Source organism: Pseudorhodoplanes sp. (assembly GCF_050250235.1).
GTDB lineage: Bacteria > Pseudomonadota > Alphaproteobacteria > Rhizobiales > Xanthobacteraceae > Pseudorhodoplanes.
In genome coordinates this window covers 1-7,419 of record NZ_JBFWPA010000211.1, presented here as the reverse complement: position 1 = coordinate 7,419, position 7,419 = coordinate 1, and the positions used below count along the sequence as shown (strand labels likewise).

Genomic DNA, 7,419 nt, shown 5'->3' with positions numbered 1-7,419 from the left:
TAATGATCCGCTGATTCTCGAACGCATATTGAAAATCACGCGGACCTAGCGGCGCGAGGAAATGGCGCTTTAACACAGGGTCATAACATTCATGATAGACGGTGGCCTTGCCGCCTTCGATCACAAAGCAATAATCCTTATTTAGCGCGATGACTTGCTGATCATCGGGGTTGCCGCCTTGTTGCGCCTCTTGCTCGCGCCGCCGTTTTTCATCTTCTTCATTCAGGCGTTTGTCGAGGGTCCTACCATCGATATTCCATTGGTAGCGAAAGTGCTTCTTTTCATTGGGATCGCCGCGATAGTTATCTGACGATTTGGCGAATAGCGCGATAGCTTCGTCTTTGAGCGCCGCATATTGGGGACTCAATTTATCGAGGCTTTCCGTCTGGCGATGCAGTTCATTGATTTGTTCGCGAATTGTCTGATCGTCGAGTTGGTCCTTGCATCCATACTCGCGCGCCAGTTTGAAGATATACCCAACCGTGGTTGGCCCGTGTTCGCCGCCGCGTTCTGAATCAAAACTATCCCATTTCGTTTCGATAGCGTCGGCGTCGTAATTGTCGGCGCTTTGCGACCATTCATCCCAAAGGTCGAAACCGTCATTGGTCGGTTCTTCAGCATTTGCTTGCGTCCAATGCAAAGCCATTCCGACATGCAACCATGTTTCGTAATCGTCGGCTGGAATGAAGGTCAGCGCTTGTTGAATCTTGCGCCAGTCGCCTTCACAAACGACCGTTTCTTTAGGTTCGCGGGGTTTTGGTTTTGTGAGAGCTTCGAACCATCCCGCGCTTGGCGGCGTCACGAATTCATCGCCATCCAGTCTGACAATGCGCCCGTTCGGAAGCGGATCATGGTCGAGGTTTTCAAAAACGGGCGACGCTGTATAAACAACAGCGTTCGCTCCATAAATCGAAAGATCGGCTGGAGCTTTCTCATGCGCCAACCATATTTTTATCTCCTGACAAGTTAACGGGCGATTCAGCATGAAGAACACGCGGAAACGGAGTCCATCCTTGATGCAGTGCCCGGAGGTCGCCTGAGCGATGCAAGCGGCATGATGAAAGACAGGCGGCAGTTGCGATTTGATATAGCTCGCCGCCGCAATCAAATCTGTCGGATCAATTCCATCAGGACAAGGAAGCGAGTCCACGTCCAACGGAATCAAATGACGAGGAACGTCGTGCAGAGTTGGCTTATCGATAATCGTTTCGCCGGTCTTTTTATCCGTTCTTTTATGCTCGTATTTGATCCGGCGCATGTTATTGCGGTCGCTACCATCAATGATAGCGCCAGCGACAAAACAGTGCCTTGATTCTTTATTGAGCAGGCGCAACTCGGTTTCGAGCGCGTCAAGCGATAGAATATCCACGGTTCGCGCCGAATATAAATACGCGCCGGGCTTACTTCCCTTCTGTTTGCCGCCGTAGCTGATCCACGTCCGATCTTGCGTGAAAACCTTCGTTAGTAGTGCCTCCCGTGGAGAGACGGCGCGTAGTACGGTGTATGAATTCGGATCGTCGGTCGCGAGATCTGGCGGGCGGCTCATTCCACGCCCCCGTCTTTGCGCCGGAGCCTCGCGCTGTGCGTATTAGGTCCGGGCGTCGCCGTCGAGTTGCCGCTCTCCTCTGCTTCTTCAGCAATGGCTTCGATAGCTGCGTCCCACGTCTCGGCGGGATGTGCTTCCAAATAGCCACGAACGCGCTGTTCAAGGTCCTCGGGCACGGTGATCTTGAAGTCATCCTGGCGCGCCAGCACGTCTTCGACGATGCGTTGATTGTGTTCGCTGCACTTCAATAGGCGATAGGCATCAGCAAGCTGCCGGGCGTCCAGTAGGATCTTCTCCAAGCCGTACTCGTCTAACTTTTCCTCGATCAGCCGCATGAACACGTCGGACGGCATGGCGTTCAACTCGACGCGACGGCCGCTTAACAGGAAGTCAATTTCGGTCTTCGTCGCGCCGTTGGTTACCAACCGTTGGCTTAACCTGTCGCGATCGCCTCTGATTTCGACCGCTTCGGATTCGAGACCGAGACGTTCAACGTCGGCAAGTCTCAAGCCGAGGTCGATAACCTCTAGCTTGTTCACAAACTTGTAGCGCCGCGTGTTTGCGGTCAGCGTGTGTCGAATTGAGAAGGCGGCTATATCGAAGTCATGCAGAACGAATAGCGGGATGCCATAACGCCCACACAGGCCGTCCGCCAGCATACGCGCGGCTGTGACGCTCATGCCTTTCGAGGACATGATCGCGATGTCGCGACGCTCGGCAAGGCTCATCGCCTTGATCAGCGGCGAAAAGCCTTCTTTTTCGATGAACGTCACCGCGCCATAGCGTCCCTGCGGGCCGTGCGTATCAATACGGGTAGGGGCGTAGGAGGGCTTGATCAGCGCGGGGGTGCTGTTCGAAGCAAGATACCTGCGAACCGAGAGCGTGCCGAGCCCAATCGTACGCTCCGTGTGCGGTTCGATGAAATGCCCTCGATCATCCCAAACTACATCCCAGTCGAGGTCAAGCTCCTCGATATAGTCCACAAGGACGGTCTGGCAGAAGTATTGAGCGTCGAGGCTTTCCTTGCCTGTGAGTTCAAGGATCGGCCCGCGAGCGGCATAATAGATTTGCCTCGCGTTTGCCGGTAGCGTCCCATTGGCGCTGGCCTTCATGTAGGCGTCGGGCAGCACCTTCCCGGCGGCGTCTTTGATTGTCATCCGCCGCCGCCGTAGCATAACGTCGTTGCGGCGTTGACGGGCCGCTATGTGACGGTGCTCAGCCTTACGCTGCTTTGCCCACTTCGCCGTCACGTCCCTGACGAGCTTCGCGACCTTTTGGTCCACCTCATCGGGAAGGCGGATCGCGGATTTACCGCGGTCGGTGAACTCCAACGTCGGCGAAGCGAGGTGCAGTGCGAACGCGATTGGTTCATCCTGATCGGCCCATTGATCAGAAAGGATGTCATCGAGTCCATAACCGCCGAGCGAACGGAATGGGCTTGGGCCAATCGCCACGCTCCAATTCAAGCCAGTTACAATGTGGCGGAAATTCTGCGCGCGCGGGAGATAACCGAACGCCGCTTCGACGACATATGGAACGCCGTCGCATTCGAAGGCGACACAACGGTAGTTAAAGCTTTCTGGGTCAACGCCGATGCCTTCAAATTTCGCGCGAAGATGCTCTCGACCGATAACGCCTATATCCTTCGGTTTGACGGGGCTGCTGTGTTCGCGCATCTTGGAGAGAAGCGCGCCGACTTGACCAGCTTCGCCTTCGTAAAATTCCGAAAGGGACATGCGTGACACGCCTAGAGCATCGCAGATAGCTTTGCCTTTGGCGGTGGCGCTGAGCCCGCGAAATTCGGATATGAATTCGCGCACCGTCGGGCAAGGACGCCCGTGATCCTCGGAATGAGTAATCTTCGCGGCGATCAGACGAGCAAGGCGCTCGGGGTCATACCAGTGGGGAGAGGTTGGGTCGGTCGGTGACCACTTAGGCCAAGCTGTCTCGGTGGCGCGAAAGGCGAGACGGTGAGCGACCGGTTCACCGTCCTCGCCGGTACCGGCGGTCCACAGAACAGAAAGGGTCAAGTGAGGATTGACCCAGGCATAGTGGGCGGCGAGTTGTAAAAATCGCGCGGCCGCACGGATGAGAATTGAGCATGCTGAATTCGGCCACCGGACCGCGACGCGAGCGCCAATTCTTATCGTCGAGGGCTCCTGGACGTGCTCAATCTGGGGCGTTTGTCGGATTCGGTCGATCGTGAAGACGATTGAGTGTGCGACACCTTGGCTTTCGATCAGGACCTCGCCGCGTTCGCCATCAAGGGCGAAGGGCATGGCCAGGATCGTCTTCAGCGCGTTGCCTTGCGCGCCGCGTGTCGGTGACGCGTACGCCTCGCGGCTGGAGACGCGAGACGTGTAGTCGAGCATGTCCACGACGATCTCCGGCGACAAGCCGGGACCGTTGTCGCTAATGATGATCCCGTCATCCGAGACGGCGACATCGATCAGTGGCGCGACGCGGGCCTCTTCGCAGGCGTCGAGCGCGTTGTCGAACAACTCCTTCAGGATGACGAATGGCCACTCCTCGACGGCGTGGCCCGTCTGGTTGACGAGTTCCCGGCGCGAGCAGAATTCGACGAGACGCGAGGTTTTGAACGTGTCGCGACGGAGCGTGGGAGCCGGAGGCATCGTCATGCGTCTCCTTGCTCACGGCGACGCATTTCAGCGAGGAGAATCGAACGGCGCGCGCGCCAGAGGCGACCAACTTTGAAAACGCCCGGCAGCTGCCCGGTCTCGCACATGTAAAAGACCCGGCGTTCCTTCTCTCCCAGGAAATCAGCGATTTGTTTGGCTCCCCGGAGTAGGTCGTCCTTCAGCGTAGCTGGCTGGGGTTGTGCCGGGGTCAGCTTGAACATTTCTGTTGCTCGCAAATCGTAAGTTTACGATTTCAACTAATGCCGCCGACTAACAGTTCAATCTTACGATTGCGATTTTCTTCGTCAGTTACTATATTCCCGAGGGCAAGCCGAGGAGGCGAGGTCCTGTTCACCTACGGTCAAGTCGAAGCAGCCTTGGCTAAGCTGCACAGAGTGGATGACCGTGCGCGCGGCGCTTTTCGGGCGAGGATCAAGCACTTTCAGAAGCTTGGCATTGTTCCCTCATCCCCAGGGCGCGGGAAGAAGATTTCATACGAAATGGAGCACGTGATTATCTGGGCTTTTTGCCTAGAGTTATCCCAGTTCGGCATTGACCCAACGATAATCGCGCGATTTGTACGGGTGCTTGGCTACGCCATTATTAATATTTTTGAAAATTCATCGCCTTCCGATGACGAAAAATATTTCGCATTTTATCCGAACATCATGTCGAATTGGTTCTACAGCGAAGAAGTTCTTTTAGGAACTATAAAGACAGACTGCTTCTTAGCTTCTGAAATATCTGCATCAGAAATTGCAGCTGAATTCGGCCGCAGGGTCGCACTAATCAACTTAACCAGAGTCAAACAAGAACTCGACGCCGCGTTGGGAGTGGCACAAGGATGAACTCAGGGGCGTCGCTGTAGCTAACACGACGGAGCGTAGTAGTGTCGGTTCGCAAGCGTAGGTGGAAAACAAAAGAAGGCGAGAAGCGTGGGGGTTGGCTGGCTGATTATCGGGATCAAGCTGGCAAGCGTCATCAAAAATTGTTCGCGCGAAAAAAAGATGCTGACGCTTTTATAGCGCAAGCCAAAGTAGACGTTCGAGCAGGGATCCACACTCCAGAAAGCCAATCGCCGACGGTCGCACAGGCGGCGGCCCTTTGGTTGAGTGACCGCGCCGCAAATGGACTAGAGCGCGCCACGTTGGCGCAGTATCGTCAGCACGTCGAGCTCCACATCAAACCATTCATTGGTCGCGTTAAACTATCTAAACTTTCGACGCCCATGATCGTCGACTTTCGAGAAGCACTACGATCCGAGGAGCCTATACCTGGCCAGCTATACGGACGCGCTAGATCTCCAGCTCTTATCCGCAAAATTTTGACCAGCCTTGGTTCCCTCATCGCCTACGCAAAGGAGAGCGGAAAAATCGCTGGCGCAAACCCGGTTCGAGAGCTTGCGCGTAGCAAAAGGGCTGGGGGCGAGAGCCGTAGAAATAAACCCGAGATCGGTCGCGATATTCCAAGTCGCGAGGAAATAAAATGCCTGCTTGAAGCCATTCCATCCGAGCAAGAGCCATTCTTGTTGGTGGCTATCTTCTGTGGCCTGCGCGCGTCGGAGCTTCGCGGCTTGCGTTGGTCGGACGTTGATTTGAAGTTCGGTGAAATTCATGTGCGCCAACGCGCAGATAGATACTGCAAGATTGGCCCGCCGAAATCTAAATCTGGCAATCGCAAGATACCGGTGCCACCGGGAGTATTGAAGCGTCTAAAAGAATGGAAGCTGGTTTGCCCCATGAGTGATGCTTCGCTCGTATTTCCGGCCGCATCGGGTCTTGTCCAGCACCATTCCAACATCGTGCGGCAAATTCTCAATCCTGCCTTGAAGACTGCTGGCATAGTTAAAGGTGATGGCGCTCCCAAATACGGCCTCCATTCATTGAGACATTTCTTTGCAAGCTGGCTCATCAATAGAAAGCGGGATGGCGGACGGGAAATGCCGCTTAAAGCGGTTCAGGTCCTGATGGGTCATAGCTCAATCACCATCACCGCCGACCGATACGGTCATCTTTTTCCGCGGGGAGATGATGCCGCAGAGCTCGCAGACGCAGAGCGCAAAATTCTTGGATAGGAAGATTTTGTGCAACAAGAATGCAACATCCAACGAGCTGAAATGTAATTTAAGTATTTAAATACAAATGCTTATGAGGAGATCACTGAAGGACTGTAAATCCGCTGGCTAAGCCTTCGTAGGTTCGAGTCCTACTTCCCCCACCATTACACCTGCTTAATGTTCATATCGCATTGAAATAAAAGAAGTTTTTTGTAGACATGATTTCTGCTCTGTCCCAAATCTCTGACTTCCTTGTCCCAAATCCTGCCCCGAAAAAATTGAGGGCTGCCATGACAGCAGCCCCCAACGTCTTCCTAGCGCGTAGCGCCTTGATACCGGCCTGTGGGTAAGACCTACCTCCACGCCTTGGCGATCCCGCCCACCACATCGTTACCGATATTCAACCCAAGTGAAGCGCCTGAGGGAAGCGACTGCATCGACATAGAGTTGATCCGATTTCCAACCTTCAACTGAATGTCTCTCGTCCTTGTCCGGTAGGCGTCCTTGAGGTCATCAACCTTCAACGCATAATTTTCTTGGCTCTCAGCAACCCGCCGGGCCGATGGCACTTAAAGAGGGACCGCACATATCACCACCCCTTCTCTGATTTCATGGCTTCCCAAACGTCTTGGGGGGCTACCGCCCCGCATTCAATGTTCGCTCTCGTCAGACCGTCTAGATCGGCGACCCACGCCTTTAGCTCCTCTGCCTCCCAACCTTTCGGCCCCTCGTCGGCCGGAGCCATCGGGGTTAACGACTCAGTTGAGCGAGTGCCTAGCAATAGGTCTAGCTTGTGCTCGATCCTGCTCACCATCTCTTTAAGTTCAGCAACAGCAATAAGTTCACCAATACTACTAGTTTTAGCTCTAGCCATAACCTTATACTTCTCCATTGATAAACAAATGATCATAATATTCTCTAACACTAGACAATAGCATCTCCTTACTTAGTATCGCCCGAACCATTTTGCCTAGCATCTTATAGACAGAGGTCTGAGGCTTGTAGCTATCCTTCACCTTAACCAGTTCCTCATGTCTTCTAAACTCTTGATTAGAGCGGGCTCCGAACGATCTGAATCGATTTAAGATTCACGAATCGGGTGAAGTCTGATTCATAATTCCTGCCGCGGGAAGGAGGCGGCGGGAATGGCGCTTTCCGACGATCTTCGCAAACGCTTG

General features: G+C 54.2%; 6 protein-coding genes. 2 read left to right on the top strand and 4 right to left on the bottom strand.

Annotation, left to right across the window (positions count from 1 at the left end; genetic code table 11):
- From AB7F49_RS36610 to AB7F49_RS36600, 3 genes are all read right to left on the bottom strand, one after another.
- A partial coding sequence (locus AB7F49_RS36610) for a PriCT-2 domain-containing protein (RefSeq protein WP_428532012.1) occupies window positions 1–1,546 on the bottom strand: 1,546 nt, incomplete at its 3' end.
- The gene (locus AB7F49_RS36605) at window positions 1,543–4,185 is read right to left on the bottom strand and encodes a hypothetical protein (protein ID WP_428532009.1); all 2,643 of its coding nucleotides are present in this window, start codon (window positions 4,183–4,185) and stop codon (window positions 1,543–1,545) included. The genes AB7F49_RS36610 and AB7F49_RS36605, both read right to left, overlap by 4 nt.
- Window positions 4,182–4,406, bottom strand: a complete 225-nt coding sequence (locus AB7F49_RS36600) for a hypothetical protein (RefSeq protein WP_428532006.1) — start codon at window positions 4,404–4,406, stop codon at window positions 4,182–4,184. Before AB7F49_RS36600 ends, AB7F49_RS36605 begins: the two co-directional genes overlap by 4 nt.
- 156 nt (window positions 4,407–4,562) lie before the next feature.
- On the opposite strand from AB7F49_RS36600, the gene AB7F49_RS36595 reads away from it, so the two are divergent.
- Together AB7F49_RS36595 and AB7F49_RS36590 are read left to right on the top strand one after the other, a co-directional pair.
- The gene (locus AB7F49_RS36595; RefSeq protein WP_428532003.1) at window positions 4,563–5,033 is read left to right on the top strand and encodes a hypothetical protein; all 471 of its coding nucleotides are present in this window, start codon (window positions 4,563–4,565) and stop codon (window positions 5,031–5,033) included.
- Between the two features lie 41 nt (window positions 5,034–5,074).
- Complete coding sequence (locus AB7F49_RS36590; protein WP_428532000.1) at window positions 5,075–6,259, top strand: tyrosine-type recombinase/integrase; 1,185 nt, start codon at window positions 5,075–5,077, stop codon at window positions 6,257–6,259.
- 571 nt (window positions 6,260–6,830) lie between these two features.
- Here the strand turns inward: AB7F49_RS36590 and AB7F49_RS36585 are convergent.
- Window positions 6,831–7,133: a hypothetical protein gene (locus AB7F49_RS36585; protein WP_428531997.1), complete on the bottom strand. Its 303-nt coding sequence runs from the start codon at window positions 7,131–7,133 to the stop codon at window positions 6,831–6,833.
- Window positions 7,134–7,419: the final 286 nt, after the last annotated feature.

Bases quoted from the DNA above. Each gene is read 5' to 3' on its own strand.
- AB7F49_RS36605 (WP_428532009.1), bottom strand. From the start codon at position 4,185: ATGACGATGCCTCCGGCTCCCACGCTCCGTCGCGACACGTTCAAAACC.
- AB7F49_RS36585 (WP_428531997.1), bottom strand. From the start codon at position 7,133: ATGGAGAAGTATAAGGTTATGGCTAGAGCTAAAACTAGTAGTATTGGT.
- AB7F49_RS36600 (WP_428532006.1), bottom strand. From the start codon at position 4,406: ATGTTCAAGCTGACCCCGGCACAACCCCAGCCAGCTACGCTGAAGGAC.